This is a genomic window from Streptomyces sp. OR43 (assembly GCF_008042275.1).
In the GTDB taxonomy this organism is placed as follows: domain Bacteria; phylum Actinomycetota; class Actinomycetes; order Streptomycetales; family Streptomycetaceae; genus Streptomyces.
The window spans coordinates 624,226-650,822 of the sequence record NZ_RDBK01000043.1 but is presented as its reverse complement, the minus strand read 5'-3'; the positions used below and the strand labels follow the sequence as shown (position 1 = coordinate 650,822).

General features: G+C 70.4%; 23 protein-coding genes and 1 pseudogene. 13 read left to right on the top strand and 11 right to left on the bottom strand.

Annotation, left to right across the window (positions count from 1 at the left end; translation table 11 throughout):
* Nucleotides 1-39: 39 nt before the first annotated feature.
* From EAO72_RS21310 to EAO72_RS21300, 3 genes are all read left to right on the top strand, one after another.
* Entirely contained in the window at nt 40-240 is a 201-nt protein-coding gene (locus EAO72_RS21310; RefSeq protein ID WP_026290595.1) for a ribbon-helix-helix protein, CopG family, read from the top strand.
* Nucleotides 237-626: a type II toxin-antitoxin system death-on-curing family toxin gene (locus EAO72_RS21305; RefSeq protein ID WP_148018910.1), complete on the top strand. Its 390-nt coding sequence runs from the start codon at nt 237-239 to the stop codon at nt 624-626. Before EAO72_RS21310 ends, EAO72_RS21305 begins: the two co-directional genes overlap by 4 nt.
* Nucleotides 627-777: 151 nt before the next feature.
* Complete coding sequence (locus EAO72_RS21300) at nt 778-2,559, top strand: DEAD/DEAH box helicase (RefSeq protein WP_148018909.1); 1,782 nt, start codon at nt 778-780, stop codon at nt 2,557-2,559.
* 81 nt (nt 2,560-2,640) lie between these two features.
* Here EAO72_RS21300 and EAO72_RS21295 read toward each other — a convergent pair whose 3' ends face one another.
* Nucleotides 2,641-3,192 (bottom strand): hypothetical protein, encoded by a 552-nt coding sequence (locus EAO72_RS21295; protein WP_261991592.1) that lies wholly within the window; start codon nt 3,190-3,192, stop codon nt 2,641-2,643.
* Between the two features lie 292 nt (nt 3,193-3,484).
* On the opposite strand from EAO72_RS21295, the gene EAO72_RS21290 reads away from it, so the two are divergent.
* From EAO72_RS21290 to EAO72_RS21275, 4 genes are all read left to right on the top strand, one after another.
* The gene (locus tag EAO72_RS21290; RefSeq protein WP_148018908.1) at nt 3,485-5,116 is read left to right on the top strand and encodes a WxL domain-containing protein; all 1,632 of its coding nucleotides are present in this window, start codon (nt 3,485-3,487) and stop codon (nt 5,114-5,116) included.
* A gap of 120 nt (nt 5,117-5,236) precedes the next feature.
* Nucleotides 5,237-7,249 (top strand): hypothetical protein, encoded by a 2,013-nt coding sequence (locus EAO72_RS21285; RefSeq protein ID WP_148018907.1) that lies wholly within the window; start codon nt 5,237-5,239, stop codon nt 7,247-7,249.
* Nucleotides 7,250-7,585: 336 nt separating this feature from the next.
* Nucleotides 7,586-8,227, top strand: a complete 642-nt coding sequence (locus tag EAO72_RS21280) for an IclR family transcriptional regulator (protein WP_148018906.1) — start codon at nt 7,586-7,588, stop codon at nt 8,225-8,227.
* Nucleotides 8,228-8,646: 419 nt separating this feature from the next.
* Complete coding sequence (locus EAO72_RS21275) at nt 8,647-9,435, top strand: S16 family serine protease (protein ID WP_148018905.1); 789 nt, start codon at nt 8,647-8,649, stop codon at nt 9,433-9,435.
* 41 nt (nt 9,436-9,476) lie between these two features.
* On the opposite strand, the gene EAO72_RS21270 is transcribed toward EAO72_RS21275, so the two are convergent.
* The 5 genes from EAO72_RS21270 to EAO72_RS21250 are packed head-to-tail and all read right to left on the bottom strand — an operon-like array spanning nt 9,477 to nt 13,726.
* Nucleotides 9,477-10,457, bottom strand: a complete 981-nt coding sequence (locus tag EAO72_RS21270; protein WP_148018904.1) for a glycine betaine ABC transporter substrate-binding protein — start codon at nt 10,455-10,457, stop codon at nt 9,477-9,479.
* The gene (locus tag EAO72_RS21265) at nt 10,454-11,338 is read right to left on the bottom strand and encodes an ABC transporter permease (RefSeq protein WP_148018903.1); all 885 of its coding nucleotides are present in this window, start codon (nt 11,336-11,338) and stop codon (nt 10,454-10,456) included. Before EAO72_RS21265 ends, EAO72_RS21270 begins: the two co-directional genes overlap by 4 nt.
* Nucleotides 11,335-12,597, bottom strand: a complete 1,263-nt coding sequence (locus EAO72_RS21260) for an ABC transporter ATP-binding protein (RefSeq protein ID WP_148018902.1) — start codon at nt 12,595-12,597, stop codon at nt 11,335-11,337. The genes EAO72_RS21265 and EAO72_RS21260 overlap by 4 nt, the downstream gene beginning before the upstream one ends.
* A complete protein-coding gene (locus tag EAO72_RS21255; protein ID WP_148018901.1) occupies nt 12,590-13,237 on the bottom strand; it encodes an ABC transporter permease in 648 nt (215 codons plus the stop codon). The genes EAO72_RS21260 and EAO72_RS21255 overlap by 8 nt, the downstream gene beginning before the upstream one ends.
* A gap of 15 nt (nt 13,238-13,252) precedes the next feature.
* Nucleotides 13,253-13,726, bottom strand: coding sequence for an Lrp/AsnC family transcriptional regulator (locus tag EAO72_RS21250; RefSeq protein ID WP_026241547.1), 474 nt, complete (start codon nt 13,724-13,726; stop codon nt 13,253-13,255).
* Nucleotides 13,727-13,859: 133 nt separating this feature from the next.
* On the opposite strand from EAO72_RS21250, the gene hppD reads away from it, so the two are divergent.
* Complete coding sequence (hppD, locus tag EAO72_RS21245) at nt 13,860-15,005, top strand: 4-hydroxyphenylpyruvate dioxygenase (protein WP_148018900.1); 1,146 nt, start codon at nt 13,860-13,862, stop codon at nt 15,003-15,005.
* Between the two features lie 71 nt (nt 15,006-15,076).
* Here the strand turns inward: hppD and EAO72_RS21240 are convergent, their stop codons facing one another.
* The gene (locus EAO72_RS21240) at nt 15,077-16,813 is read right to left on the bottom strand and encodes a tetratricopeptide repeat protein (protein ID WP_148018899.1); all 1,737 of its coding nucleotides are present in this window, start codon (nt 16,811-16,813) and stop codon (nt 15,077-15,079) included.
* A 97-nt stretch (nt 16,814-16,910) separates the two neighbouring features.
* Between EAO72_RS21240 and EAO72_RS21235 the strand changes: the two genes are divergently transcribed.
* Complete coding sequence (locus tag EAO72_RS21235; protein WP_148018898.1) at nt 16,911-18,278, top strand: FAD-binding oxidoreductase; 1,368 nt, start codon at nt 16,911-16,913, stop codon at nt 18,276-18,278.
* Between the two features lie 24 nt (nt 18,279-18,302).
* Here the strand turns inward: EAO72_RS21235 and EAO72_RS21230 are convergent, their stop codons facing one another.
* Nucleotides 18,303-18,779, bottom strand: coding sequence for an SsgA family sporulation/cell division regulator (locus tag EAO72_RS21230; protein ID WP_148018897.1), 477 nt, complete (start codon nt 18,777-18,779; stop codon nt 18,303-18,305).
* A 245-nt stretch (nt 18,780-19,024) separates the two neighbouring features.
* Here EAO72_RS21230 and EAO72_RS21225 point away from each other — a divergent pair.
* A pseudogene (locus tag EAO72_RS21225) lies at nt 19,025-19,967 on the top strand (RDD family protein).
* A gap of 133 nt (nt 19,968-20,100) precedes the next feature.
* Nucleotides 20,101-20,763 carry an RDD family protein gene (locus tag EAO72_RS21220; RefSeq protein WP_148018896.1) on the top strand — a complete coding sequence of 221 codons (663 nt, stop codon included), beginning with the start codon at nt 20,101-20,103 and terminating at the stop codon, nt 20,761-20,763.
* Nucleotides 20,764-20,808: 45 nt separating this feature from the next.
* Here EAO72_RS21220 and EAO72_RS21215 read toward each other — a convergent pair whose 3' ends face one another.
* Entirely contained in the window at nt 20,809-21,150 is a 342-nt protein-coding gene (locus tag EAO72_RS21215; RefSeq protein ID WP_148018895.1) for a hypothetical protein, read from the bottom strand.
* A gap of 370 nt (nt 21,151-21,520) precedes the next feature.
* On the opposite strand from EAO72_RS21215, the gene EAO72_RS21210 reads away from it, so the two are divergent.
* Both EAO72_RS21210 and EAO72_RS21205 read left to right on the top strand, forming a co-directional pair.
* Complete coding sequence (locus tag EAO72_RS21210; protein ID WP_187285162.1) at nt 21,521-23,917, top strand: immune inhibitor A domain-containing protein; 2,397 nt, start codon at nt 21,521-21,523, stop codon at nt 23,915-23,917.
* Nucleotides 23,918-24,043: 126 nt separating this feature from the next.
* Nucleotides 24,044-24,376 carry a hypothetical protein gene (locus EAO72_RS21205; RefSeq protein WP_187285161.1) on the top strand — a complete coding sequence of 111 codons (333 nt, stop codon included), beginning with the start codon at nt 24,044-24,046 and terminating at the stop codon, nt 24,374-24,376.
* A 4-nt stretch (nt 24,377-24,380) separates the two neighbouring features.
* Here the strand turns inward: EAO72_RS21205 and EAO72_RS21200 are convergent, their stop codons facing one another.
* On the bottom strand, nt 24,381-24,968 hold the full coding sequence (locus tag EAO72_RS21200; protein ID WP_148018894.1) for an isochorismatase family protein: 588 nt from the start codon (nt 24,966-24,968) through the stop codon (nt 24,381-24,383).
* 248 nt (nt 24,969-25,216) lie between these two features.
* Nucleotides 25,217-26,551, bottom strand: coding sequence for a nicotinate phosphoribosyltransferase (locus EAO72_RS21195; protein ID WP_148018893.1), 1,335 nt, complete (start codon nt 26,549-26,551; stop codon nt 25,217-25,219).
* Between the last annotated feature and the right edge of the window lie 46 nt (nt 26,552-26,597).

The window sequence follows — 26,597 nt, the reverse complement described above, 5'->3', positions numbered from 1 at the left end:
TGGTACCGGTTTGGCCCCATGCGGTGGTACCGTTCTGGTATGGCCATGAACCTGCGTCTTCGTGACGACCAGACGGAAGCCCTCAAGCAGCGCGCCGAGCAGGAGGGCACGAGCATGCACGCCATACTGCTCCAGGCCGTGGACGACTATCTGGCCAGAACCGCTCAGCAGGCCATCGTCCGCAAGACGGCGAAGGAGCAGGCGGCCAAGTGGAGCGAGCTCATGGAGCGGCTCAAGTGAGCTGCGTCTATCTGGCGGCCGAAGACATTCTCGTCATCGCCGAGCACGCCTGCCCCGACATGCAGATCGTGGTCCGCGACGCCGGGCTCCTGGAGTCTGCCGCCCATCGGCCGTCCGCTGCCATGTTCGGCGAGGAGGCGTATCCGGACGTCATCGACAAGGCAGCCGCACTTCTGCAGTCCTTGGCGATCAACCACCCGCTCTTCGACGGGAACAAGCGCACCGCCTGGCTGTCGTGCGTGACCTTCCTGGCGATGAACGGCGTCGATCTCCTCCCCGACATCGACGCGGCGGAACGCCTGGTCATCGCAGTCGCCACCGGCGACATGGACGAGGTCAAAGCCATCTCGCAGGGGCTGCGCGAACTGGTCGTCGACACGGTGTGAGAGCGGTCGCAATTACGTCCGGAGCGGCGCAGTCCGAGGCGGATCGCACCCCGCCCCCCGGTAAGGTGGCCCGGTTGTCGTATCGCGTACGGGCCCGTCCCGGTCCGTGCGGACAGCACCCCACGTACCCGAGAGACCCGAACCGGAGACCGTGACTACTACCGCCTCCCACCACCTCTCACCCGCCTTTCCCGGCCGCGCCCCCTGGGGCACGGCCGGAAAGCTGCGAGCCTGGCAGCAGGGCGCCCTCGAGAGGTACATCCAGGAGCAGCCGCGCGACTTCCTCGCCGTCGCGACCCCCGGCGCCGGGAAGACCACCTTCGCGCTGACCCTCGCCTCATGGCTGCTCCACCACCACGTCGTGCAGCAGATCACCGTCGTCGCGCCCACCGAGCACCTGAAGAAGCAGTGGGCGGAGGCGGCCGCCCGGATAGGGATCAAGCTCGACCCCGAGTACAGCGCGGGCCCCGTGAGCAAGGAGTACCACGGGGTCGCGGTCACGTACGCGGGTGTCGGGGTCCGCCCGATGCTGCACCGCAACCGGTGCGAGCAGCGCAAGACCCTGGTCATCCTCGACGAGATCCACCACGCCGGTGACTCGAAGTCCTGGGGCGAGGCCTGCCAGGAGGCGTTCGACCCGGCGACCCGCCGGCTCGCCCTCACCGGCACGCCGTTCCGCTCGGACACCAACCCGATCCCCTTCGTCGCGTACGAGGAGGGCAACGACGGGATCCGGCGTTCCTCGGCCGACTACACCTACGGCTACGGCAACGCGCTCGCCGACGGCGTCGTCCGCCCCGTGATCTTCCTCAGCTACAGCGGCAACATGCGCTGGCGCACCAAGGCCGGTGACGAGATCGCCGCCCGGCTCGGCGAGCCGATGACCAAGGACGCCATCGGGCAGGCCTGGCGCACCGCGCTCTCGCCCACCGGCGACTGGATCCCCAACGTCCTCAGCGCCGCCGACAAGCGGCTCACCGAGGTCCGCAAGGGCATCCCGGACGCGGGCGGGCTCGTCATCGCCACCGACCAGGAGTCGGCGCGCGAGTACGCCAAGATCCTCAAGAAGGTGACCGGCGAGAAGCCCACCGTCGTCCTCTCCGACGAGAAGGCCGCGTCGAAGAAGATCGACGCGTTCACCGAGGACGGATCGCGCTGGATGGTCGCCGTCCGCATGGTGTCGGAGGGCGTCGACGTGCCGCGCCTGGCCGTCGGTGTGTACGCCACCACCATCTCGACGCCCCTCTTCTTCGCCCAGGCCGTCGGCCGCTTCGTGCGCTCCCGCAGGCGCGGCGAGACCGCCTCCGTCTTCGTACCGACGATTCCGATGCTCCTCGACTTCGCCAACGAGATGGAGGTCGAACGGGACCACGTCCTCGACAAGCCCAAGAAGGGCAGCGACGAGGAGAACCCGTTCTCCGAGGAGGACAAGCTCCTCGCCGACGCCGAGAAGCTGGAGGACGAGGAGACCGAGGAGCAGCTGCCCTTCGAGGCGCTGGAGTCCGACGCGGTCTTCGACCGGGTGCTGTACGACGGTGCCGAGTTCGGCATGCAGGCGCACCCGGGCAGCGAGGAGGAGCAGGACTACCTAGGCATCCCCGGGCTGCTCGAACCCGACCAGGTGCAGCTGCTGCTCCAGAAGCGCCAGACCCGGCAGATCGCGCACAGCCGGCAGAAGCCCGCCTCGGAGGCCGACCTGCTGGAGAAGCCGGCCGAGGACCGGCCGGTGGTCACGCACAAGCAGCTGCTGGGGCTGCGCAAGCAGCTGAACACGATGGTGTCCGCCTACACGCACCAGAGCGGCAAGCCGCACGGGGTCATCCACACCGAGCTGCGCCGGGTGTGCGGCGGGCCGCCGAGCGCGGAGGCCACGGCCGGACAGATCGAGCAGCGGATCAAGAAGGTCCAGGAGTGGGCCACCCGCATGACGTGAGTCCGCGGCGGCACAGCGACGCACCGGCCCGGGGCGGGGAACAGCGGTTCCCCGCCCCGGGCCGGCGTCATGCCGGGGCCGCTACCAGACGAACGGAGCGGACTGTACGGACGTCGCCACGCAGTACACGGTGGCGGACGTCGGGGACGAGGTCACGATCCGCAGTGACCAGTTGGTGGCGGTCGCGGGAGCCGACAGCACCACGGAGTTGGTGCTGTCGCCGGCCGCCAGGGTGCCGGAGCTGAGCTTCAGCGGCCCGAGGGTGATCGGGTTCGGATAGCTCATGCCCGGGTTGGCCTTGGCGGAGAACTGGACCTGACTGGTGACTCCGCCCGAGGTCTTGGAGACCTTGAGCGTCGTCGTGATGCTGTTCGGGTCGGCACTTGAGCCGGCCGGCATCGTGATCGCCGAGGACGTGAGCTTGATCGACTTGGTCGTGCCGTTGTCGGCGGCGGTCAGGGTGGCGAGACCGTTGCCCCACGAGCCGCAGTCGAAGGTGGCCGTCGCGGAGAGCGGGGCCACCGCGGAGGCGGTCGGTGACGACAGGGCGAGCAGGGCGCCGGCCGAACACGCCGCCGCCAGGACCAGCGGCAGGCGTCTTCGGGCAGGTGTGCGGGTGGATGAGATCGACATGACGGGTGGAACTCCTTCCGGTTTGAATTCCGTAGATCCGCCGTCTCGCTGCACTCGGTGCATTTCGCTGTACGTACGGATCTGCGTGCCGGGCCCGGCATGTCGGCAGCAGTGAAACGGTGATCTTCGAAGAAGTCAACAGGTATGTGAGGAACGTCTTCCAAAATCCCTTTAGGGCATTTCCGAAAGGATCAATCGGCTCTCTCTTGACTTCTCTGCACGTGACCTCCTCAATGTGCGCAATCAATGGTCCATGAAAGGGTGTCAGGTGATCCGACGACGAAGACCCGGTGTGACCGGTCTGCTCGCGGCCTGCTTCGTACTGTCACTGGGCTGCGTCGGGGCGACGGCCGCACCGTCCCCACCGGACGTTCCGGCCGCAGCGGCCGCGGCCGCCGCCGGCACGGTGACCCCGACCGTGCACTGCGTCCTGCCCGCGGGCCAGGGCGAGGCGACCGGGCCGCAGGAGATGACCGTCGACCTGTCGCCGGCCGTCGTCGAACCGGGCGGCAAGGTGCACGCGAAGGTGACACTGGGCCCGTCCCCGGCCACCAGCCAGATCGCCCTGGAGAACGTGCCGACCACCATCAGCCTCGACCTGGCGATGTCCGGCGGGGCCACGGGCACCGTCACGGTGCGGGGCGCCGAGTTCAGCATGAACGTCCCGGTCGACACGCCCATGGAGTTCCCCCCGTTCGAAGGTGACTTCCTGCTTCCGGCGGACGCCTCGGGCGAGATCTCGCTGGCTCCGATCCGCACGCTGACGCAGACGAAGGTGTTCGGATCGGTCTTCGAGACACCCTGCGACATCGTCGACGGCGGCGGCTCCATCGGCACGGTCACCGCGGAGGGCTCCGCGGCGGAGCCCGCCACCCTGACCGCGCCCGCCGACCCGGTACGCCCGAACACCGCCGTGAAGCTGGGCGGTTCGGGATGGACCCCGGACGCCTCTCCGGTGCCGTCCCTGTGCGCGGTGGGCGGCGGGGGCTGCGACCCGCTGAAGTTCGTCGCCCACGCCCTCAGGATCGACTCCTACGGCACGCTCACCGGCACCGCGACCCTCGGCGAGGCCGGAGCGGTACCCGACGGCAGCTACGAGGTGAAGGTCAACGACGGGACGAAGGAGGCCACCGCCCCCCTCACCGTCAAGGCCGTCGCGGCCGGCAACCGGGAGATCGAGCTGTCGGCGGACAGCGGCCCGGTCGGCAGCGTGATCACCGTCAGCGGCCGGAACTACAACCCGGACCGCTGGATCAACGTCATCGGCCTCGACGCCGCGGGCAGCACGCTCGACGACAGCGCGGTCTACGCCAAGAGCGGCGCGGACGGCACCTTCGCCGTCGAGTTCACCGTCATCTCCGACGCCGTCGCCGCCGTCCAGGCCGACGAGGGCAACGACCCGGCGACCGTACGCACCGCCCCGTTCACCGTGACCACCGGTGGCGGCGGGGACGGCAGCACGGCCGAGCAGCAGCTGTCCACCCAGGTCAGGGCGGGGACGCTGTCCATGACCCAGGACGGTGACACCGTCGACTTCGGTGAGACGGTCCTGGGCGGGGACAGCGGCGTGCAGCGGGCCCACCTCAACCGGGTGGAGGTGCAGGACGCCCGCGGCGTGAACAGCGGCTGGTCCCTGACCGCCACCCTCACCGGCTTCACGAGCGCCGACGGGAACACCATCCCGGCCGGAGCGGTGCGGTGGGCGCCGGCCTGCACGGCACAGGACGGGAGCGTGGGGGCGCCGGTCGCCGGATCGCCCACCGTGCTCGGGAGCGAGGCGGCGAGCCTCTGCCGGATGAATCCGGACGGATCACGTCCGTTCACCGGCGGGAAGTTCGACGCCGAGGCGGGGCTCGCCCTCACGGTTCCCGAATTCACCCGGCCCGGAGATTACAGCGCCACGCTCACGCTGACCCTGCTGTAAAGGGTCGCGGGAAAAGCACGCACCGAGGACGCCCGTCTGTTCCGTACGGCAAGGGAGCAGGCGGGCGTCGTCCATTCCGCATTCGGATCAGTCGCATTCCGTTTCCTTTGGAGGAGCCGCATGTTCGCGCATCGCAGACCCACCGGAAGACCGGGCAGCCCGGCATGGCGCCGCGCCGTCGCCCTCGGCGCCGGAGCCGTACTCGCCTGGACCGGCGGAACCGTCGCGCTCGCCCCCCTCGCCCACGCCGGCACGATCACCCCGACCGTCCACTGCGTCCTGCCCGCCGGCCAGGGCGAGGCGACCGGTCCGCAGCAGTTCGGCATCGAGCTGACCCCCGACGTCGTCGACCCGGGCGGCAAGGTGCACGCCAAGGTGACGCTCGGCCCGTCCCCCGCCACCAGCGGAATCGGCCTCAGCGACGTGCCCACCACCCCGAGCGTCGACCTCGCCATGTCGGGCGGCGCCACCGGCACGGTCACCGTCACCGGACCCGAGGTCAGCCTCGACGTCCCGTCCGGGAAACCGATCGAGATCCCGCCCTACGAAGGGGACTTCCTCATCCCGGCCAACGCGAGCGGCCCGATCACCTTCACCCCGTTGCGCAACATCACCCGCACGAAGGTGCTCGGCTCCAACTACACGACCACCTGTGAGATCACCGCGGGCGGCGGCTCCATCGGCACCGTGACGGCCGAGGGCAGCGCCGGTCAGCCGGCCACCCTCATCGCCCCCACCGCGGCGGTCAGGCCGTCCACCGCGGTCGCCCTGTCGGGCAGCCGCTGGACGGCGGGCGCCACCCCCGTACCGTCGCTGTGCGCGGCGGACGGCGGCGGCTGCGACGCCGGGAAGTTCGCGAGCAGCTCCCTCGCGATCAACGCCTCCGGACAGCTGACCGGCAGCGCCGTGCTCGCCGCGGCCGGCGCGGTGCCGGACGGCTCGTACCTCGTGAAGGTCGGCGACGGTACGAAGGAGGCGACCGCGCCCCTGACCGTCCGGGCCTTCGTGCCCGACGGCCCCCGAGCCATCGCCCTCTCCCGCGGCAGTGGACCCGTCGGCAGCGTCATCACCGTCACCGGCAGCGACTACTACCAGGACAGGTGGATCAACACCGTCGGTCTCGACGCCGGTGGTGCGACGCTCGACGACACGGCCGTCTATGTGAAGAGCCGGCCCGACGGCACGTTCTCCGTCGACTTCACCGTCTCGGACCCGGCGATCGCCGCGATCCAGGTCGACGAGGGCAACGACCCGGCGACCGTGCTGACCACGCCGTTCACCGTCACCGAGGCCACCGCCACGCTCTCCGCGGGCACGGCCAAGGTCAAGCCGGGCGGCTCGATCGCCGTCTCCGGTGACGGCTGGCCGTCCGGCGTCACGCCCGCCGCCGCCCTGTGCGCCGCCGACGGAACCGGCTGCAACGCCGCCGGCATCAGCGGCTCCACCCTGCGGATCGCCGCCGACGGCACCCTCGCCGGCACCGTCACGGCCGCCGGATCCACCGCGCGGGGCGTCTACGCACTCCAGGTCACCGCGGGCGGGCAGCAGGCCCTCACCGAGCTGACCGTCGCCCCGACCTTCATCGTCCTGACCCCGGCGTCCGGACCGAAGGGCACCGCGGTCACCGTCCTCGGCCAGGGCTTCGCGAAGGTGGCGACCGTGTCCATCACCGGGCTGCGGGCGGACGGTTCGAAGACCTCCGACGCCGTACGCACCAAGGTGGTCGGCCTCGACGGCGCGTTCTCGCAGACGTTCACCGTCAACGCGGCCGACACCGTCGCCCTCCGCGTCCGTGAGGTCCTCGTCAACCCGCGTACGGAAACCGCCGCCTTCACCGTCCAGGACGGCACGGTCCCGGCCGGGGCCTCCTTCGCGCTCTCGCCGCCCGAGGGGCCGCCCGGCACGGTGGTCCAGGTGACCGGCCGGGGCTTCGCGCCCGTCGCCACGGTCTCCGTCACCGGACGCACCGCGGACGGCAAGCAGACCGCCGACTCCTACGTCACCCGGGTCATCGGGCTGGACGGCACGTTCGCCCTCAACTTCACCGTCCGGGACCCGGCGACGAAGGCGATCAGGGCCTGCGAGGTACTCGTGAACGGAAAAACTGTGCAGCAATTGTTCACGGTGAGTTAACGCCGGTTCACGTCCGGTGTACGGAGCGTCGCGAGGGAGTCGGCCGACATGGACGCGCGTAGATGCGCGCCGTTCGGCCGGCGCCCCGCTGACCGGCACTTATGTGTTTCCGGCGCAAGCACCTCCGTTTGAACGCCCGGATTCTGGACGAGGTCTTCCGCTGAGCGGACTGGCTCGCTACTGTCCCAAAAATGTGAACGCCCCGTGGCAGTGCCGCCGCGGAGCGCAGCCGGTGCCTTGGCCAGGCCGGCGGCCTCTCCGTGCGTCGCCGCTGGGACCGGTGGCGCACAACCCGTGGGAACAGCCGCCGCCGCTCACCAAAGAGGAGAGGGCGTCGTGACCGCGGAGACCTCCCAGACGCTCGACCGAGGACTGCGTGTCCTCAAACTGCTCGCCGACACCGACCACGGCCTGACGGTCACCGAGTTGTCCAACAAACTCGGCGTGAACCGCACCGTGGTCTACCGTCTGCTCGCCACACTGGAGCAGCACACTCTGATACGCAGGGATCTGGGCGGCCGGGCGCGCGTCGGGCTGGGCGTGCTGCGCCTGGGCCGTCAGGTGCATCCGCTCGTCCGGGAGGCCGCGCTGCCCGCGCTGCGCTCGCTGGCCGAGGACATCGGGGCCACCGCGCACCTCACGCTGGTCGACGGCACGGACGCCCTGGCCGTCGCGGTCGTCGAACCGACCTGGACGGACTACCACGTGGCCTACCGGGCCGGCTTCCGCCACCCGCTCGACCGGGGTGCCGCGGGCCGGGCGATCCTCGCCGCCCGGGCGAAGCCGGTGGGCGAGACGGCGTTCACGCTCACGCAGGGAGAGCTCGAAGCGGGGGCGAGCGGGGCCGCGGCCGCGCTGATGGGGGTGACGGGGGTCGAGGGCAGCGTCGGCGTGGTGATGCTCACGGACGCGGTCCCGGAACGGGTGGGCCCCCGAGTGGTGGACGCGGCACGCGAGGTCGCGGACGCGCTTCGCTAGCGCGGGGCGGGGTGCGCAGACCCAGCCCGTCCGGCGTTTGAGGACGGAACCGGTCAGGTGGCCCCTGCTCCCGGGGAGTGCCGGCCACCCGGCGGGACGGTTCCGCCCGAATCCGCCAGACCCAGCCCGTCCGGCGTTTGAGGACGGAACCGGTCAGGGGTGGTCCCTGCTCCCGGGGAGTGCCGGCCATCCGGCGCGACGGTTCCGCCCGAATCCGCCAGACCCAGCCCGTCCGGCGTTTGAGGACGGAACCGGTCAGGGGTGGTCCCTGCTTCCCGGGACTGCCGGCCACCCGGCGCGACGGTTCCGYCCTCAAACGCCGGGCAGGCTGGATGGGGCCGGRCGGGCTGAAAGGCGCCCTCAARCGCCGGRCGGGCTGGATGGGCCGGGTGCACCGCGCGGCCCGTTAGATTGGGTGGGTGTTCACACGCCACTCGCGCCCCCGCACCCTCGCCCTGTGCGCCCTCCCGGTCCTCGCCCTCTTCGGTGTCGCCGCCTTCGCGCCGCTGCCGTTCACTCTCGCGCAGCCGGGGACGACGGCGAACGTGCTCGGCGACGACCACGGCACCCCCGTGATCAGCATCAAGGGCACCCCGACCCGGCCCACCGAGGGCCAGCTGCGGATGACGACGATCGTGGCCACCGGGCCCACCGCCGACGTCGGGATCGGTGACGTGATCGACAGCTGGTTCCGCACGGACCGGGCGGTCATGCCGCGCGACTCCGTCTATCCGTCGGGCGGCTCCGAGAAGGAGATCGAGAAGCACAACCTCGACGACATGGCCCAGTCGCAGGACTCCGCGGTCGACGCCGCCCTGACCTATCTCGGCAAGAAGCCCGGCTCGGTCGACGTGACCCTGCACCTGGCCGACGTGGGCGGCCCCAGCGCCGGACTGTTCTTCGCGCTCGGCATCGTGGACAAGCTCGACGGCGACGGCTCCGGCGGCGATCTCACCGGCGGCCGCACCATCGCCGGTACGGGCACCATCGAGGCGGACGGCGACGTCGGCGCGGTCGGCGGAGTCTCGCTCAAGACGCAGGCGGCCCGGCGGGACGGGGCGACCGTCTTCCTCGTACCGAAGGCCGAGTGCAAGGAGGCGAAGTCCGAACTGCCGAAGGGGCTCCGGCTCATCCCGGTCACGACCCTCAAGGGCGCGGTGGACTCGCTGCGGGCGCTGGACCACGGAGGCAAGATCCCGGCCTGCTGACACCCGGGGCCGGCCGGGGCCGGCCGCGGCCATCCCGCCCGTCAGCCCGCCTTGATGAACCCCTCCTCGATCAGCCAGTCCTTCGCCACCTCGTGCGGGTCCTCGCCCTCCACGTCCACCTTGGCGTTCAGCACCTGTGCGACCTCCGTCGTCAGCCGGGCGCTGAGCGGGTCCAGGAGGGCCGCGATCACCGGGTACTTGTCGAACGTCGCGGTGTGGATGACGGGCGCCGCGTTGTAGTTCGGGAAGAAGTGCTTGTTGTCCGTCAGCACGTCCAGGTTCATCGCCTTGATGCGCCCGTCCGTGGTGAACACCTCGCCCAGCAGACAGGAGTCGGACTTCGACACCTGGGTGTAGACGATGCCCGCGTCCATCTTCTTGATGTTGGCGGCCGGGATCGACATCCCGTACGTCTTCTCCATCCCGGGCAGCCCGTCATTGCGGGAGGCGAACTCGTTCTCCACGCAGATCGTCACCGCCGAGGGCTTCTTCTTCGCCAGCGCGGCGACGTCGGAGAGCGTCTTGAGGTGGTACTTCGCGTTGTTCTTCTTGCTGATGGCGAGGGCGTAGGTGTTGTTCAGGGTGGACTGCGGCAGCCACGTCACCCCGTTCTTCCGGTCCGCGTCGCGTACCGCCTTCCACTGCTCCAGCGGGTTGGTGATCGGCTTCGCGTGGCCCAGGTACGTGATCCAGCCGGTGCCCGTGTACTCGTACATCGCGTCGGCGTCGCCCTGCACGATCGCCTCGCGGGCGCTGATGGAGCCCGGCAGGTTCGTCCGGTCCAGGACCTCCGCCCCCGCGGCCTTGAAGATGAGGCCGATCATCTGGCCCAGGATGATGTTCTCGCTGAAGTTCTTCGAGGTGACGGTCAGTGAGGCGCCGTCCAGCGGCTGCCCGAGCCCGGCCGACCCGGGCACCACGTCGTCCACCATCGGGGAGCCGCTCTTCAGTCCGCACCCCGCCATCACCAGGGCCAGGGCGGCCGCGCCCGCCAGGGCCGTCCGCACGCGCCTCGTCCTCATCGCCCCACCTCGAGTCCGCGCGGCGTCAGCGCCACCTCGACCAGGGACGCCAGCCAGTCCACCAGCAGGGCCAGCACCACCGTCAGTACGGAGCCGAGCACCAGCACCGGCATGCGCTGGGTCTGGATGCCGGACGTGATCAGGTCACCGAGCCCGCCGCCACCGCCGAACGTGGCCAGGGTCGCCGTGCCCACGTTCAGCACCAGCGCGGTCCGCACACCGGCCAGGATCAGCGGGACGGCGAGCGGGAGTTCGACCTTCCTGAGCGTCCCCATCGCCGACATGCCGATGCCGCGCGAGGCCTCCACCAGGGTCGGTTCGATCGCCTTCAGGCCGGCCACCGTGTTGGAGAGCACCGGCAGGACCGCGTAGATCACCATGCCGGTGATGGCGGTCGACGGGCCGATGCCCAGCCAGATCACCAGCAGCGCCAGCAGACCGATCGCCGGGGTCGCCTGCCCGATGTTGGCGAGCGCGGTGACCAGCGGCGCGGCCTTGCTCAGACCGCGCCGGGTCAGTGCGATGCCCAGCGGAATGGCGATGATCAGCACCCAGAACGTCGAGATGGCCGTCAGCCTGACGTGCTGCCACCACCGCAGCTGGACCGTGTCACCGGCCAGGGAGTTCTCCGCGATCGAGTCGAGCTCCACGTTCGTGATCCACACGTACGTGATGACCAGCACCACCGCGAGCGCGGCCGGCACGATCACCAGCTTGCGCCAGGTGAAGCGGCGCGGCGGTCCGGCCGGTGGCGGGGACGGTTCCTCCTCCGCGTCGTGGAAGGCCAGGCCCTTGACGTCGTGCTCGCCCGGCGGACGATCCCGGCCGGACGCGGCGGCCGGTCCGGGGGAGCGGGGGCCGGGCGGGGAGTCGGGAGTCATGTGCCCGCACCGCCCTCCAGCTCCTGGACGGTCTGGTGGGTGCGCAGCTCCTCCAGGTCGTGCTGGTGCTCGATGGCGGTCAGCCGGTCGGCCTCCAGGAGTTCGTGCACGGAGTTCATCAGGGTGTGCATGTCGACGACGCCGATGAACTCGCCGCGCCGCCCGGTCACCGCGACCCGTCCGCCGCTGTCGATCAGCACCGCCTCCAGCGCGTCGTGCAGCGTCGCGTCCCTGGTCACCGTGTCGTGCACCAGCTGCCCGGCCCGCGCCAGCGAACCGCGGGCCCGCATCAGGTCGCCGCGCCGCAGCCACTTGTACGGGCGGTTCCTGCGGTCCAGCATCAGCAGCTCGTTGTGCGGGCCGCTGCGCAGCTTGTTGAAGATCGACTGGAGCGGGTCGTCGACCGTCACCGTCGGGAACTCGGCGATCTCCACATCCCGTACGCGCGTGAGGTTGAGCCGCTTCAGCGCGGCGCCCGCCCCGACGAATCCGGAGACGAAGTCGTCCGTCGGATTGGTGAGGATGGCCTCCGGGGTGTCGAACTGCGCGATGTGCGAGTGCTCGCGGAGCACGGCGATCCGGTCGCCCAGCTTGATCGCCTCGTCGAAGTCGTGGGTGACGAAGACGATCGTCTTGTGGAGTTCGTGCTGGAGCCGGATCAGTTCGTCCTGGAGGTGGTCGCGGGTGATCGGGTCCACCGCGCCGAACGGTTCGTCCATCAGCAGCACCGGCGGATCGGCGGCCAGCGCCCGTGCCACGCCCACGCGTTGCTGCTGACCACCGGAGAGCGCGCGCGGATAGCGGCCGTGGAACTCGCGCGGGTCGAGTCCGACCAGGTCGAGCATCTCCTCGACCCGGTCCTTCACCTTCGACTTCGACCAGCCCACCATCCTCGGGACGAGGGCGATGTTCTCGGCGACCGTCATGTGCGGGAAGAGCCCGGACGACTGGATCGCGTACCCGATCTTCCGGCGCAGCTTCACTGGATCAATGTCGGTGACGTCCTCGTCGCCGATCCTGATCCGGCCGGAGGTCGGCTCGATCAGCCGGTTGATCATCTTCAGGGTGGTCGACTTCCCGCAGCCGGACGGGCCCACGAAGATGACGGTCTCCCCGGCCTTGATGTCCATCGACACGTTGTCCACGGCCGGACTGGGGTTGCCCGGATAGATCTTGCTCAGGTCCTCCAGCTGGATGGTCGCGCCGGAGGTGGCGTGGACGGCCGGCTCCGGTCCGGTCGCCTCGACGGTCTCAGACACGGATCCCCCTCGGGATGGTGAGCCGCCCCAGCAGCACGTACGCGGCGTCGAAGAGCAGGGCGAGGACGACGATGCCGAGCGTGCCCGCGAGCACCGAGTTGATGGCGTTGGCGCTGCCCAGCGAGGCGATCCCGCGGAAGATCTCGTTGCCGAGGCCGGGCCCGGAGGCGTACGCGGCGATGGCGGCGATCCCCATCAGCATCTGGGTGGAGACCCGGATGCCGGTGAGGATCGGCGGCCAGGCGAGCGGAAGTTCCACCTTGCGGAGCCGGGTGATCCGCGACATCCCGATGCCCTTCGCCGCGTCCACGAGCGAAGGGTCGACGCCGCGCAGGCCGACGATGGAGTTGCGGACGATGGGCAGCAGCCCGTACAGCGTCAGGGTGATCACCGTCGGCGCGACCCCGAGTCCGACCAGCGGGATCAGCAGACCGATCGCGGCGAGCGACGGAATGGTCAGGACGGTCGCCGTCGAGGTGATCGCGACCGAGGAACCCCATCCGCTGCGGTAGCTGACCACCCCGATCAGGACGCCGAGGACGGTGGCGATGACCATGCACTGGAAGACGGCACTGGCGTGCTGGAACGCGTCGGTGAGCAACTGCTGGTGCCGGTTTCCGAGGTACTCCCAGAAGCTCACACGTCACTCCTCGGCTCAGTCGGTGTCCTGCGCCGCCTGTTCGACGAGCGGGATGATGCGCAGCGGTACGGGGTTCTCCATGACGATCGCCGTGGAGGCCCGGACAATGCCATCAAATCCGACAACCCGGTCGATCACCCGCTGGAGATCGGCGTTGGAGCGGGCCACCAGCCGGCAGAACATGTCACCGTGCCCGGTGGTGGTGTGCAGCTCCAGAACCTCCGGTACGCCGCCCAAGTGGGCCCGTACGTCGGCGCCTTGGCCCTGCTTGATCTCCAGCGTCGCGAACGCGGTCACCGGATAGCCGAGCGCCGCCGGGTCGACGTCCGGGCCGAAGCCGCGGATGACGCCATTCGACTGAAGACGGTCCAGCCGCGCCTGCACCGTGCCGCGCGCCACGCCGAGCCGGCGCGAGGCCTCCAGGACGCCTATCCGGGGTTCGCGGGCCAGCAGCACGATCAGCCGCCCGTCCAGATGATCGATTGCCACGGCCGGCCTCCGAGGGGTCCTGTGATGGTCATCATGTACAGATCGCCCGCCCATCATGGCCATGTGGTGGGCAGATTGCCCAGTGAATTCACGAACTGTTGCGCACCTTGCGAAGCGGCGAGAACCTTCGGACATGACTGAGACGATGCACAGCACCCCCGAGACAGCGCGGCAGGCCGATCCCTTCCCGGTCAAGGGAATGGACGCGGTCGTCTTCGCCGTCGGCAACGCCAAGCAGGCCGCGCACTACTACTCGACGGCCTTCGGCATGAAGCTGGTCGCCTACTCCGGACCGGAGAACGGCAGCCGCGAGACCGCCAGTTACGTCCTGACCAACGGCTCCGCCCGCTTCGTCTTCACCTCCGTCATCAAGGCGTCCACGGACCACGGCCGCTTCCTCGCCGACCACGTGGCCGAGCACGGCGACGGCGTCGTCGACCTGGCCATCGAGGTCCCCGACGCCCGCGCCGCGTACGCCTACGCGGTCGAGCACGGCGCCCTCGGCCTCGCCGAGCCGCACGAGGTGAAGGACGAGCACGGCACGGTCGTCCTGGCCGCCATCGCCACGTACGGCAAGACCCGCCACACCCTCGTCGAGCGCACCGGCTACGAAGGCCCCTACCTCCCGGGCTTCGCCGCCGCCGACCCGATCGTCGAGCCCCCGGCCAAGCGGACCTTCCAGGCCGTCGACCACTGCGTCGGCAACGTCGAGCTCGGCCGGATGAACGAGTGGGTCGGCTTCTACAACCAGGTCATGGGCTTCACCAACATGAAGGAGTTCGTGGGCGACGACATCGCCACCGAGTACTCCGCGCTCATGTCCAAGGTCGTCGCCGACGGCACGCTCAAGGTCAAGTTCCCGATCAACGAGCCGGCCGTCGCCAAGAAGAAGTCGCAGATCGACGAGTACCTGGAGTTCTACGGCGGCGCCGGCGTCCAGCACATCGCGCTCGCCACGAACGACATCGTCGCCTCCGTGAAGGCGATGCGCGCGGCCGGCGTCCAGTTCCTCGACACCCCGGACTCGTACTACGACACCCTCGGCGAGTGGGCGGGCGAGACCCGGGTGCCCGTGGAGACCCTGCGCGAGCTGAAGATCCTCGTCGACCGCGACGAGGACGGCTATCTGCTGCAGATCTTCACCAAGCCGGTCCAGGACCGGCCGACCGTCTTCTTCGAGATGATCGAGCGCCACGGCTCGATGGGCTTCGGCAAGGGCAACTTCAAGGCCCTGTTCGAGGCGATCGAGCGCGAGCAGGAGAAGCGCGGCAACCTCTGAGCCACGGGGGACACCGCACGGGGGCGGGCCGGATCACCGGCCCGCCCCCGTCCCGCTCCGCGCCACGGGCGTCAGCGGGCCGCGGGCGACTGCGGGGCCGACGGCTTCGGGGGACGCGCACCGCCGCTCCCGGTCTTCGGCGTGCCCGGCCCGGCCTTCTTCCCGGGCGGCCCGGCCGCCGGGGCCGGGGCCTCACCCGGAGCCTGCGCGGCCTCCCCGGCCGGTGGCTCGGGCGCCACCGGAGCGGGCTCCGGCTCCGTGGCCGGTGACGGCTCGGGCGCCGGCTCGGGCGCCGGCGGCGCGGCCGGCCGCATGTCCTGCGGGCCACCCGCCGGAGGCAGCCCCAGCGTGTCCAGCGCCTCCTGCGCCCGAGGCGCGTCCAGCGGCGAGAACTGCGGGTTCGTGCGCAGCGCCTCCTCCAGATGGCGGCGGGCCGGACCGAAGTCCCGCAACGCCCGCTGGACCATGCCCAGGTGGTACGCGTACGACGCGTTCCGGCCGCCCGAGTCGACCGCCTGCTCCGCGTACTCCAGCGCCGCGTCCGGATCGCCCGAACGATGCAGCGCCCAGCCCAGCGCATCGGCCACCGCCGCGCTGTGGTGGCCGCGGTCCCACTCCGCCCGCAGCAGCTCCACCGCTGCGGCCGCGTCCCCGTGGGCGGCCTCGAAACGGCCCAAAAGCAGCGACTCGTCCACGCCCCGCGCCGTGCCGCGGGCCAGGGCCGCGCGCAGCTTCGTGTACTGGTCGACCGAGTCACCGTCCAGGCCGAGCGACTCGTACAGCTCGCCCAGCTCCAGCAGATAGGCCGGACGCGGCGACCTCTTCAGCGCGGCCTGGTAGTCGCGCTGCGCCTCGTCCGTGCGGCCGAGGGCCGCCAGCGCACGGGCCCGGCCGGCGAGGGACGCGTGATCGGCGGGATCGGTGCGCAGCGCGGCCCCGTACTGGGCCACCGCCTCCTCCGGCTCACCCCGCTCCCACGCCAGCTCGCCCAGCCGGGACAGACAGGCCGCCTTCTCCGCCGGGGTCTTCGCCCGGTTCGCGGCGTCCTGCGCGGTGGCCAGCGCGTCCTCGCGCCAGCCCCGGTCCCGGTACATCTCCGCCGTCAGACCCAGCGACGGGACACCGGACCGCAGCGCCGCGTACTTCTCCACGGCCTTCGTCGCCGAGGTGTAGTCGCCGAGGCCGTTGTACGCGTCGATCAGCTCCGGGTACACGGCCCACTGTTTGGGCGCCCGCGCCCGTACGGTCTCGCCCCACTTCTTCGCCGTGACGTAGTCGTGCCGGGCGTTGGCGAGCGAGGCGAGGCCCACCCAGGCCGCCTCGTTGCCGCGCTCACCCGGCTGCACGTCCAGCGACCGCTTCAGCGCCTGCTCGGCCCGGGTGTAGTACGCCGCGTCCGAGGCCCGCCGCCCCCGCTCCACGTACGCCGACCCGAGCACCGCCCACGACCGCGCGTCCGAGGGATGGGTGCCGACCCACTTCTGCCGGTCCCCGATGAGCGCCGTCAGATCGGAGAGCGAGGCCGGGGAGCCGGCGGCCGTCGCGCTCATCGCCCGCGAGACCGGGCCGGGCAGCGGCGGCGCCGCGTCCTGGTCGTCGTCGGGCACCGCGACCACCGCACCGGTCACCAGCACCGCCCCCGCCACCACACCGAACGCGGCCCTGCGCAGCGTCGTGCGCAACGAGGCGGGCGGCGGCTCGGCGAGCAGCACGGGGTCCGGCGGGGGCGTGCGGGGCGGGAGCGGAGGAGTTCCGAGGTCATGGTCCGGCCCGGGGGCCGTCGGGGTCTGCCGTGACGTGTCGTCCATGACGATCACTCTGCGTCAGTACGAAGATCACACCGCGCCTTGCGAACGCTGCCGCATACGGGTTCACACCAATGGGCCCGGGTGCCAGTCTTGGATCATGGACGATCTTCTCGAACTACTGCGCGCGGGTCTGCCGGCCGAGGCCCTGATCACCGATCCGGACATCACCGCCTCCTACGCCAACGACATGGCGAGCTTCTGCGAAGCGGGCACACCCGCCGTCGTCACGCTCCCCCGTACCGTCGAGCAGGTCCAGCACATCATGCGCACCGCCACCGCGCTGCGCGTCCCGGTCGTCCCCCAGGGCGCCCGCACCGGCCTGTCCGGCGCGGCCAACGCCTCGGACGGCTGCATCGTGCTCTCCCTGGTCAAGATGGACCGGATCCTGGAGATCAGTCCCGTCGACCGCATCGCCGTGGTGGAGCCGGGCGTCATCAACGCCGTCCTGTCCCGCGCGGTCAACGAGCACGGGCTGTACTACCCGCCGGACCCCTCCAGCTGGGAGATGTGCACCATCGGCGGCAACATCGGCACCGCCTCCGGCGGCCTGTGCTGCGTGAAGTACGGGGTCACCGCCGAATACGTCCTGGGCCTCGACATCGTCCTCGCCGACGGGCGCCTGCTCACCACCGGCCGCCGCACCGCCAAGGGCGTCGCCGGATACGACCTCACCCGGCTCTTCGTCGGCTCCGAAGGCAGCCTCGGCATCGTCGTCAAGGCCGTGCTCGCGCTCAAACCCCAGCCGCCCCAGCAGCTCGTCCTGGCCGCCGAGTTCCCCAGCGCCGCGAGCGCCTGCGACGCCATCTGCCGCATCATGGAACGCGGCCACACCCCGTCACTCCTCGAACTGATGGACCGTACAACAGTCCAAGCGGTCAACAAGATGGCGAACATGGGCCTCCCCGACTCCACCGAGGCCCTCCTGCTCGCCGCCTTCGACACCCCGGACCCGTCCGCCGACCTCGCCGCCGTCGCTGCCCTGTGCACCGCAGCCGGAGCCACCGAGGTCGTCCCCGCCGAGGACGCCGCCGAGTCCGAAATGCTGCTCCAGGCCCGGCGCATGTCGCTCACCGCGCTGGAGACCGTCAAGTCCGCGACCATGATCGACGACGTGTGCGTACCGCGCTCGCAGCTCGGCGCCATGCTCGAAGGCACCGCGGCCGTCGCCGAGAAGTACGACCTCACCATCGGCGTCTGCGCGCACGCAGGCGACGGCAACACCCACCCCGTCGTCTGCTTCGACCACACCGACGCCGACGAGTCCCGGCGGGCCCGCGAGTCCTTCGACGAGATCATGGCGCTCGGCCTCGAACTCGGCGGCACGATCACCGGCGAACACGGCGTGGGCGTGCTCAAGAAGGAGTGGCTCGCCCGGGAACTCGGCGAAGTGAGCGTGGAACTGCACCGGGGCATCAAGCAGGCCTTCGACCCGCTCGGCCTCCTCAACCCGGGCAAGGTCTTCTGACACCCCCCGGCACCCCCCGCCCTCTCAACCCTCCCCGTCCTGCGACTCGTCCGACGGCCACGGGTCACTCATCCACAGGTCGTCGGCCGGCAGCGGCGCGAGCAGCTCGGCCAGCGCCTCGTCGATCCCGAGCAGCTCGGACTCCGTACCCGGCGCGACGGCGTGCAGCGTCCGCTCCACCCAGGTGGCCACCGCGGCGGACGGCACCTCCAGCAGGGCGTTGCCGTCCGGCGAGGTCAGCGCCACGCAGATGACGCTGCGCCCGTCGACCTTGGTGGGCCAGATCCGCACGTCCCCGTGCCCGCACGGCCGGAACACGCCCTCGACCAGCAGATCGCGGGCGAACGTCCAGTGCACGGGGGCGTCGGATCCGATGTGGAAGGTGATGTGCACGGCGTAGGGGTCCCCGGTGCGATACGACAGCCGGGCGGGCACGGGGATGCTGCGCTCGGGCGACAGGACGAGCTTCAGCTCCAGCTCTCGTTCCACGACGGTGTTCATGAGGTGCGTCCTTTCGATGCCTGTGGGCCGGTCGCACGACCGCCCGCACAGGGAGAGAGCGCCCTCCCCGCCATTCATTACGCGACTTCGGGAAAAATATTTCGGAGAGACCGGAAAGTGGTCCAAACACCGGGACCGGCCCGGTGACAGGCGGCTGTCTGGTAGATGTGGACCCTTGTATGAGGACCGGCTGTTCCCCCATCGCCGGCCGGTCCCAGGCCTCGAAGAGATACGGGACCACGGTGATGAGCGCCCCAACCCCGGCACCCGGTGACGACCGACCCCGCGAGGGGTACTACCCCGACCCGTCCATTCCCGGATACGTCCGGTACTGGAACGGCGCTTCCTGGGTGCCCGGCACCAGCCGGCCCGCCCCGCAGCAGGGCGAACCCATGCCCGCCGCACCCGCCGGGGAGCGAGGCCCGCCGCCCGCCTCGTTGCGCACGACGCTGCGCAGGGCGCCCCAAGGGCGCCCGCAACGGCTCAGGTGCGTTCGGGGGAACAGAATCCGTCCGACGGCCCTCACCCGAAGGGCCGTCAGCCGTGCGGGTCGCTCCCCCGGTCTCCCGGCCGCAGGCGCCCGCACCGCAGCAACGGCCCGCGTTCCCGCAGCAGTCCCAGCAGGCACCGCAGCCCGACCAGCCCGTCGTGCCCTGGAAGCCCCCGGTCGACGACCACTTCCAGCAGCTCGCCGCGGCCCGGACAGCGGCCCGCCCGGCGGCGCTCGGCAAACGGTTCGCCGCCCGGCTCATCGACACGGTGGTGCTCGGCGCCCTCGTCGGCGCCGTCGCCGTACCGCTGCTGTCCCGGGCCGCGGACCACGTCAACGAGAAGATCGACGCGGCGAAGCTGTCGGGCGAGACGGTCACGGTCTGGCTGGTGGACTCCACCACGGCCTCGCTGGCCGGCGCGGTCCTCGGCGCCTTCCTGGTGCTGGGCATCCTCCTGGAGGCGCTGCCGACCGCGAAGTGGGGCCGTACGCTCGGCAAGAAGCTGTGCGGTCTGGACGTACGCGACATCGAGTCCCACGACGCGCCCGGCTTCGGTGCCGCCCTGCGCCGCTGGCTGGTCTACGGGGTGCTGGGGCTCCTGGTGATCGGCGTGGTCAACGTGTGCTGGTGCCTGGTCGACCGGCCGTGGCGCCAGTGCTGGCACGACAAGGCGGCCCGCACCTTCGTCGCGGGCTGAGAACCGGCCGGGAGACCGGGGGAGCGACCCGCACGGCTGACGGCCCTTCGGGTGAGGGCCGTCGGACGGATTCTGTTCCCCCGAACGCACCTGAGCCGTTGCGGGCGCCCTTGGGGCGGGGTGCACTGCCCGCATGAGCAACGATCAGCCGACGTCCGGTCAGCCGCCCGAGGACGACCCGTTCTCCAAGAAGCCGCCCGGGTCCCAGCCGCCGCCGTCCTCGGGCTCGCCCTACGGCAGCGCGCCGCCGCCCCCGCCCCCGCACGATCCGGGTCCTTACGGCGGCGGTCCGTACGGCGGAACGGATCCCCTGGCGGGCATGCCGCCGCTCGCCGAACCCGGCAAGCGCATCCTGGCCCGGCTGATCGACTTCCTGATCATCTCGATCCCGCTCTACCTGATCTCGCTGCCCTGGGGCGGCGCGGTCGAGATGTCGGACGGCGGCAACGACGACGACGTCAGCGATGTCTTCGCGCAGACCTACAGCGGGCATCAGCTGCTCTGGTCGCTGATCGCCCTGGCGGTCTACGTCGCGTACGACACGTACTTCACGCACAAGGACGGCCGCACCCTGGGCAAGCGGCTGCTGAAGCTGCGGGTCGCGATGCTCAACGACGGCAGGGTGCCGGACACCGGCAGCGCGTTCCTGCGGGCCGTGGTGCTGTGGCTGCCGGCGCTGCTGTGCTGCCCGTGCCTGTGGTGGCTGATCAACATCGTGCTGATGTTCACGGACAAGCCGTACAAACAGGGGCTCCAGGACAAGGCGGCCAAGACCGTGGTGGTGGTCACCAACTGACGGACGGCCGGGAGGACGTCGGCACCCTCCCGGCCGCGTCGGACGTCAGCGCCTCAGCGAGTGCTCGCCCACCCGCTCGGACGAGGCGCGTGCGGCCGGGATCCTGCTCTGTACGGGGTCGAGGGTGCGGCCCTCGGGTTCGGCAGCGGCGGGGACGGGGTCGCGGTGTACGGACACCGCGGCCCTCGTCCTCGCCGCTTTCGCTGTGTTCCTGCGCGCCGGAAGCGGAACGGTGACGGCCACCAGCAGACCGAGCGCGAGCGCGGCCGTGCAGATGACGGCGATGCCGATGCCCGATTCGGTACGGGACAGCAGCAGCATGGCGAGGGTCGAGAAGACGACGGTCACCGAACCGTAGGAGAGCTGTGCAGCAGTGGGACGCGGCATGGCGGTATCCGTCCTCGGGACGTCGGATGGGCAGTCTCTCGACACGGTTTCGCTGTCAAGTGACTCTACGACGGTGAATGCCCGAGCGGAACGGGTAGTAAGCGTCACCTAACCCACGGTACCGGTGCACGGGGGGCGCATGGAGTCATGTCGCACGCCCCTGGGGGGCTTTGGCGCGCCGGTCCGGCGCGGAGCGATCGTCCGGATAGCGGAAATGGGCTCCTGCATAGTGCACTTGGCCTGTTCAAGTCAAGGTCTGTCTTTTCTTCCGTAACTCCGGTCGAATGTCGTCACTTGTGACGCGTTTCCGCGCGCGGCCCCTTCACACCTCCAAGGCCGCTGCCGCGGGCGTCGGGGAGGACTGCATCACGTGATCATTAAAAGACGGGCGCTTCGCACCGGGGCGGTTGTCGTGGCCATGGCCGCAACCGCCGCCACCGCATCCGCCTTCGCCACCGCTCAGGCAGATGACCAGGCGTCAAGTAGCGCCACCGCCATAGACCGCCGGGACCCGGGGTCGGCCAAGGGCAACGCGCACGACCTCGAAGGCCCGTTCAGCAAGCAGCAGGACGCCCAGCGTCAGGCCGCTCTCGAGCAGGTCATATCCGGCGACAAGAAGGTGTCGGAGCGCAGCGGTTCGAAGGTGGTCAAGCTCGACGACAAGAAGTACGTCGAGCTCGGCCGCGAGAAGACCGACAAGATCTTCACCGTCCTGGTGGAGTTCGGCGACCAGGTCGACAACACGACCATGTTCGACCCGGACGGCGCCGGCCCCAAGCCCGCCGTCCCGAAGTACGGCGGCAAGCCCGGCCCGGCGCACAACAAGATAGCCAAGCCGGACCCCGCGAAGGACAACAGCACCGCCTGGCAGGCCGACTACAACCAGGCCCACTTCCAGGACCTGTACTTCGGCGAGGGTGCCGGCAAGAACTCGCTCAAGACGTACTACGAGAAGACGTCCTCCGGGCGCTACTCGGTCGAGGGCGAGGTCTCCGACTGGGTCAAGGTCCCGTACAACGAGGCTCGCTACGGCTCGAACTACTGCGGTTCGACCAACTGCGCCAACGCCTGGGACATGATCAAGGACGGCGTCAACGCGTGGGCCGCCGACCAGAAGGCCAAGGGCCGTACGCCCGAGCAGATCAAGGCCGATCTCGCCCAGTACGACCAGTGGGACCGTTACGACTTCGACGGTGACGGCAACTTCAACGAGCCCGACGGCTACATCGATCACTTCCAGATCGTGCACGCCGGCGAGGACGAGTCCGCGGGCGGCGGCGCCGAGGGCACCAACGCCATCTGGGCGCACCGCTGGTACGCCTACGGCACCAACGCCGGCGCGACCGGCCCGGCCGAGAACAAGGCCGGCGGCACCCAGATCGGTGACACCGGCATCTGGGTCGGCGACTACACCGCACAGCCCGAGAACGGCGGCCTGGGCGTCTTCGCCCACGAGTACGGCCACGACCTCGGTCTGCCGGACCTCTACGACACGACCAACACCGCCGAGAACTCGGTCGGTTTCTGGTCGCTGATGTCGGCCGGTTCCTGGCTCGGCACCGGTAAGAACAGCATCGGTGACCTGCCCGGCGACATGACCGCCTGGGACAAGCTCCAGCTCGGCTGGCTGGACTACGACGTGGCCAAGGCCGCGACGAAGTCCACCCACAAGCTGGGTGTGTCCGAGTACAACACCAGCAACAAGCAGGCACTCGTCGTCGAGCTGCCCGACAAGGCCGTCACCACCGCCGTCACGACGCCCGCAGAGGGCGCCAAGCAGTGGTGGAGCGACATGGGTGACAACCTCGGCAACACCCTGTCCCGTCCGGTCGACCTGACCGGCAAGTCCAAGGCGTCCCTGGACCTCGCGGGCTGGTGGGACATCGAGGCCGACTACGACTACCTCTACACCGAGGTGTCGGAAAACGGCGGCGCGAGCTGGACCGCGATCGACGGCACCGCCGACGGCGTGGCCATCCCGCGCGACGCCAGCGACAAGCCGGCCCTGACCGACGTCTCCGGCAAGTACAAGAAGCTCTCGTACTCGCTGGACGCCTACGCGGGCAAGAAGATCGACATCCGCTTCCGCTACACCACCGACGGTGGCGCGGGCGGCATCGGCTTCGCGGCCGACACCATCGCGGTCAACGCCGACGGCGCCGCGCTCTTCACGGACAACGCCGAGGGCGACGACAACGGCTGGACCGCCAAGGGCTTCTCGCGCGTGGGCTCGTCCTTCACCAAGGACTACCCGCAGCGCTACATCGCGGAGAACCGCCAGTACGTCTCGTACGACCAGACCCTCAAGGTCGGCCCGTACAACTTCGGCTTCTCCACCACCCGTCCGGACTGGGTCGAGCACTACCCGTACCAGAACGGCCTGCTCATCTGGCTGTGGGACACCTCCCAGAAGGACAACAACGTCTCGACCCACCCGGGTCAGGGCCTGATCCTGCCGATCGACGCGCACGCCAAGCCGCTGAAGTGGTCGGACGGCACGGTCATCCGCAACAAGATCCAGCCCTTCGACGCTCCGTTCAGCTGGTACCCCACCGACGGCTTCACGCTGCACAACGGTGACGTGGCCACGAAGATCAAGCCGCAGCTCGGCGTTCCGGTCTTCGACGACCACAAGGGCACCTACTGGTACAAGGAGAACAAGACCGGAAGCGTGCAGGTAACTGACACCAACACCCGGATCTCGATCGTCAGCGAGCCGCTCAGCGGCTCGACGGTCACCGTCAAGGTGGGTCCCTCGCACAAGTAATTCGGTAAAACCGCAGGTCAAAGCATGATCGGCCGTCGCCCTCTAGCGGGCGGCGGCCGATCGTGTTTAGGTGCCTCTTGTTCAGTTTCTTATTGACACACGACGTCTCACGGGGGAGCGCGGAGCATGGCAGGCGGAGGATTCAGCAAATTGCCGAACGGCAGTGTGGTCGTCGCGATCACACTGCCGAGCCCGGCGGAGGGCGTGGGACCGGACACTCCGGTACGCGTCCTGGTCCACGCGGCGAACCGGGCCCGGGCCCTGACCCGGCTACGCAATCTGGGCCTGCGCGCGGTCTACCTCCGCGGCAACGCGGAGCCGCCCACGCCGGACGAGATCACCGCCGTCCTGCACCACCCCGACGGCCTCCTGTGGCGCGCGAGACCCGAGCGGGCCCAGGAGCTCTGGCACCCGATACGCGCTCTCCTGCGGCCCGCCCTGCCGGCCCGGCAGAGCTGAGCCCTCAGCCGACCGCCGGCTTGCCGGAGAGCACCACGCCGGCGTCCCGCAGCTCGGCCAGCGCCCGGTCCGTCGTCGCCTCGGCGACGCCCGCGGTCAGATCCAGCAGTACGTGCGTGGCGAAGCCCTCACGGACGGCGTCGAGCGCGGTGGCCCGGACGCAGTGGTCGGTCGCGATACCGACCACGTCGACCTCGGTGACCCCGCGCTCGCGCAGCCACGCGGCCAGCCCCGTCCCGTTCTCGTCCTGCCCCTCGAAGCCGCTGTACGCGGCGGCGTACGCACCCTTGTCGAAGACGGTGTCGATCGCCCCGGAGGCGACCGCGGGTGCGAAATTGGGGTGGAAGCCCACGCCCTCCGTACCGGCGACGCAGTGCTCGGGCCAGGAGTGCTCGAAGTCGGGCGTCGCGGAGAAGTGGTCACCCGGGTCGACGTGGTGGTCACGGGTGGCCACCACGTGCCGGTAACCCGGCTGGGCCTCACCGATCAGATCGGTGATGGCGGCGGCGACATCGGCGCCCCCGGCGACCGCGAGGCTCCCGCCTTCGCAGAAGTCGTTCTGGACGTCCACGACGATCAAGGCGCGGTGCATGACGGGTGTCCTTCGGTGGGGGAGTGGCGGCGGTTTCGGGATTACGGGTTACGGGGGTGGCCCCGAGCCTAGAGACTCGGGGCGGACAATCAAGCCCGCAGGGCATATCAAGCCCGTCCGGCGATTGAGGACAAAGCGACCCGCAGGGAGGGGGCGGGCTCGGCCAGGCAAATCAAGCCCGTCCGGCGATTGAGGACAAAGCGACTCCCGGGCGCCCCCCCGGGCACCCCGCACCGCACCCCGTCCCCTCACACGTACTCCGTGGGCAGCACCGGCTCCCCCCGGGACAACTGCATCGCCGACATCGGCAGCCCCGCCCGCGCCGCGATGTGCCGCTCCCGGGCCGCGTCCAGCGGCTCCCGCGCGGCCTCGACCACCTCGCCGCCCCTGACCAGCTCCACCAGCAGCTGCCGTCCGGCCAGCTCCGCCGGGACCGGGCCCGTGCCGATCACCTCGGCCTCGGCCACCCCGTCCTCGTCCAGCCGGCGGGCCGCCCACTTGCGACCGCCCTTCGAGGACTTCGCGCCCATCGACTTCTTCGCCACCGGCCGCAGCTCGTCCGCCGGGTCCGCCGAGGCGGCGCGGGCGACCAGCTTGTAGACCATCGAGCAGGTGGGGTGCCCGCTGCCGGTCACCAGTTGGGTGCCCACCCCGTACGCGTCCACCGGCGCGGCGGCCAGCGAGGCGATGGCGTACTCGTCCAGGTCCGACGTCACCACGATCTTCGTGCCCGTCGCGCCCAGCTCGTCCAGCTGCTGGCGCACCCGGTGCGCCACGAGCAGCAGGTCGCCCGAGTCGATCCGCACCGCGCCCAGCTCCGTACCGGCCACCTCGACCGCCGTACGGACCGCCGCGGTGACGTCGTACGTGTCGACCAGCAGCGTCGTGTCCCGTCCCAGCGAGTCGACCTGCGCCCGGAACGCGTCACGCTCGGAGTCGTGCAGCAGAGTGAACGCGTGGGCGCTCGTGCCGACCGTCGGGATGTTGTAGCGGAAGCCCGCGGCCAGGTCGGACGTGGTGTCGAAGCCGCCGATGTACGCGGCACGGGCCGAGGCCACCGCCGACAGTTCGTGCGTGCGCCGGGCACCCATCTCGATCAGCCCGCGCCCGCCCGCCGCCGCCGACATCCGCGAGGCCGCCGCGGCGATCGCCGAGTCGTGGTTGAGGATCGACAGGATCACCGTCTCCAGCAGCACGCACTCGGCGAAGGAGCCCTCGACCCGCAGGATCGGCGAGCCCGGGAAGTACACCTCGCCCTCCGGGTAGCCCCAGATGTCGCCGCTGAAGCGGTAGTCGGCCAGATAGTCGAGGGTGGGCGAGTCGACCACGTTCTGGTCACGCAGGAAGCCGAGCATCTCGTCGTCGAAGTGGAAGTTCTCCACCGCGTCCAGGACCCGCCCGATGCCGGCGACGACGCCGTAGCGCCGCCCCTCGGGCAGCCGGCGGGTGAACGCCTCGAAGACCGAGCGCCGGCCGGCGGTGCCGGCCTTCAGCGCGGCCTGCACCATCGTGAGCTCGTACTGGTCGGTGAAGAGTGCGGTCGACGGCACACCGACCCGCCGCCCAAGGTCCGCTGAGTTCATGCCGGGGATGCTACCCCTATTTCGTCAAAGTGACGAGATGGGGGTG

Excerpts from the sequence above, each read along its gene's own strand:
- EAO72_RS21310 (WP_026290595.1), top strand. The coding sequence starts at position 40 with ATGGCCATGAACCTGCGTCTTCGTGACGACCAGACGGAAGCCCTCAAG.
- EAO72_RS21295 (WP_261991592.1), bottom strand. The coding sequence starts at position 3,192 with ATGTCGATCTCATCCACCCGCACACCTGCCCGAAGACGCCTGCCGCTG.
- EAO72_RS21285 (WP_148018907.1), top strand. The coding sequence starts at position 5,237 with ATGTTCGCGCATCGCAGACCCACCGGAAGACCGGGCAGCCCGGCATGG.
- EAO72_RS21270 (WP_148018904.1), bottom strand. The coding sequence starts at position 10,457 with ATGAGGACGAGGCGCGTGCGGACGGCCCTGGCGGGCGCGGCCGCCCTG.
- EAO72_RS21265 (WP_148018903.1), bottom strand. The coding sequence starts at position 11,338 with ATGACTCCCGACTCCCCGCCCGGCCCCCGCTCCCCCGGACCGGCCGCC.
- hppD (WP_148018900.1), top strand. The coding sequence starts at position 13,860 with ATGACTGAGACGATGCACAGCACCCCCGAGACAGCGCGGCAGGCCGAT.
- EAO72_RS21240 (WP_148018899.1), bottom strand. The coding sequence starts at position 16,813 with ATGGACGACACGTCACGGCAGACCCCGACGGCCCCCGGGCCGGACCAT.
- EAO72_RS21235 (WP_148018898.1), top strand. The coding sequence starts at position 16,911 with ATGGACGATCTTCTCGAACTACTGCGCGCGGGTCTGCCGGCCGAGGCC.
- EAO72_RS21230 (WP_148018897.1), bottom strand. The coding sequence starts at position 18,779 with ATGAACACCGTCGTGGAACGAGAGCTGGAGCTGAAGCTCGTCCTGTCG.
- EAO72_RS21220 (WP_148018896.1), top strand. The coding sequence starts at position 20,101 with ATGAGCAACGATCAGCCGACGTCCGGTCAGCCGCCCGAGGACGACCCG.
- EAO72_RS21215 (WP_148018895.1), bottom strand. The coding sequence starts at position 21,150 with ATGCCGCGTCCCACTGCTGCACAGCTCTCCTACGGTTCGGTGACCGTC.
- EAO72_RS21205 (WP_187285161.1), top strand. The coding sequence starts at position 24,044 with ATGGCAGGCGGAGGATTCAGCAAATTGCCGAACGGCAGTGTGGTCGTC.
- EAO72_RS21200 (WP_148018894.1), bottom strand. The coding sequence starts at position 24,968 with ATGCACCGCGCCTTGATCGTCGTGGACGTCCAGAACGACTTCTGCGAA.
- EAO72_RS21195 (WP_148018893.1), bottom strand. The coding sequence starts at position 26,551 with ATGAACTCAGCGGACCTTGGGCGGCGGGTCGGTGTGCCGTCGACCGCA.